This window comes from Nonomuraea basaltis (genome assembly GCF_005893125.1).
In the GTDB taxonomy this organism is placed as follows: Bacteria; Actinomycetota; Actinomycetes; order Streptosporangiales; family Streptosporangiaceae; genus Nonomuraea; species Nonomuraea basaltis.
This window is the reverse complement of record NZ_VCJS01000523.1, coordinates 1-1669: the sequence shown is the minus strand read 5'-3', so window position 1 is coordinate 1669 and position 1669 is coordinate 1. Positions and strand designations below refer to the sequence as shown.

The following is a 1669-nucleotide window of genomic DNA, read 5'->3' as shown; positions in this document are numbered from 1 at the left end:
CGCTCAACCTGGATCAGAACAGGAAGCATGCCTTCCACCAGCACCTGAGCACTCTCCGGGCCTCCGTGCGGGCCTGCGCCCGTGAACTTCCCATGACCTGCTCAGTTGCCCTCAACCCCGCGTTCCGCAGTTCGTGGGCACACGCGATCAGTTGGTGGGATGATTCTGCAGGTAGAAGCCTCGCCCGAAGCCGTGCGGGTGCGGAAGACCGAGCGGCGCCTGGCCGCCGCCTTGGCAGTTGCCGGACGCAGCGCCTCGGGGCGCATCACGATGCCCTTGCCGTCCACCGACAACACCAGCAGCACCTCGGCGGAGGCCGGGGCGGGGATCTTGTGCCCGTAGAAGGCTTCGACGTCCCGCGCCGCGGCCACCACCAACTGCTCGATCTGCCGCTTGCCGATCACCGGCCCGCACCGGGCCTCGATCGCCGCCTTGGCGGCATCGAACGAGCCGTGCACCGCCTCGGCCACCGCCAGCTTCGCCAGCCCGTGGCTGTGCCGCCCCGCCCGCAACGACAACGCCGCGTCCGCGGGATAGGCGTTGCGGACGTTCAGGGCGCGCCAGGCGCATCGGGTAAGGCTCACCGTCCCGACCACCGTGGCCAGCAGACGGTGATGACCCATCTCCACCCGCCGTCGTAGCACGCCGTCGGCCCCGGCCACCCCCAGAGCCACCCCGTCATGGCGGGCGTCATGGCGGGCGCTGTGCACATGCTGCCGCTCGCGCAGCGCCCGCAGAACAAGGTGTGTCGTACGGTGCCTCCACAGGGCTCTTCCTTCGTCCAGGGGCGATTTGGTTGGCACCTTCGAACCTGACGGCGGAAGAGCCCCGCCACAATCACCTGCCCGGTGACGAGGCAGGTGACGGGGCGACGCCATCCCGTACCCCCCCGTCGGCCTACCCGTCGGCCTGCCTGGCCACCTCACGGGCCACCGGTTCGGTCACCGTGAACAGCCCTGGTCCCTCTTCACGCGCCCACCCGCGTTCCACCAGCCGCTTGAGCTTGGACCGCAGCCCTTCCCGCTTGGCGGCCTCATCCGGCAGCCCCAATCGCCACCGCGATCTGCCCGGCCCGCATCGCCTGCCCGGCATCGACCATGATCTCCACCGCGTCCCGGTACGCGCGTGGCAACACCGTCGCCTTCATGCCCGGCTGCCACGGCGGCACCGTCACCACACCAAGCGCCGACGGCCGCACCTGCACCGAAGCGGCCGCATCGGCCGCGTCGACGGCCTCGACGTCGCCTGCGGGCTCTTGGACAGCTTGGGCCGCCTCGCCCAAGATCTCCTCCACGGTCTCCCGCGTGATCACCAGCCGTGACAACCGGTCCTGCTCGGCCTCCAGTCGTGACTCCAACCCGGCGATCTGCTCCCTGATCTCCTCGATCCGCTGCCGGACCATAGCCTCCCGCCGCGCCAACTCCTCCATCAACGAACCCACCGTCACCACCGCCTCACACGCCTGCACCCACGGTAGAGGGCGGTTCCCCGATCAAAAGTCACGACCACAAAAGACCAGCTCAGGTACTCACTGAGGACGACGGTCGGGTAGCCCCGGGGAATCGCACCCCGGGGCTCCCACAGAACCGTGCGTAACGATCTCTCGTTACACGGCTCTTGTCGTCCTGGTCACCAGACGGCGGGGACCCAGTTGACCCAGCGCCAATGG

3 protein-coding genes are annotated in these 1669 nt (G+C 69.2%); all 3 read right to left on the bottom strand.

The features are described from left to right. Positions 1-101 precede the first annotated feature (101 nt). The 3 genes from EJK15_RS69135 to EJK15_RS69130 all read right to left on the bottom strand — a co-directional run bounded on the left by EJK15_RS69135 (position 102) and on the right by EJK15_RS69130 (position 1441). Complete coding sequence (locus tag EJK15_RS69135) at positions 102-803, bottom strand: hypothetical protein (RefSeq protein ID WP_138720896.1); 702 nt, start codon at positions 801-803, stop codon at positions 102-104. 94 nt (positions 804-897) lie between these two features. Next, positions 898-1050: a hypothetical protein gene (locus tag EJK15_RS74010; protein ID WP_206062359.1), complete on the bottom strand. Its 153-nt coding sequence runs from the start codon at positions 1048-1050 to the stop codon at positions 898-900. Next, positions 1034-1441 (bottom strand): hypothetical protein, encoded by a 408-nt coding sequence (locus EJK15_RS69130; protein ID WP_206062357.1) that lies wholly within the window; start codon positions 1439-1441, stop codon positions 1034-1036. The genes EJK15_RS74010 and EJK15_RS69130 overlap by 17 nt, the downstream gene beginning before the upstream one ends. Positions 1442-1669 lie beyond the last annotated feature (228 nt).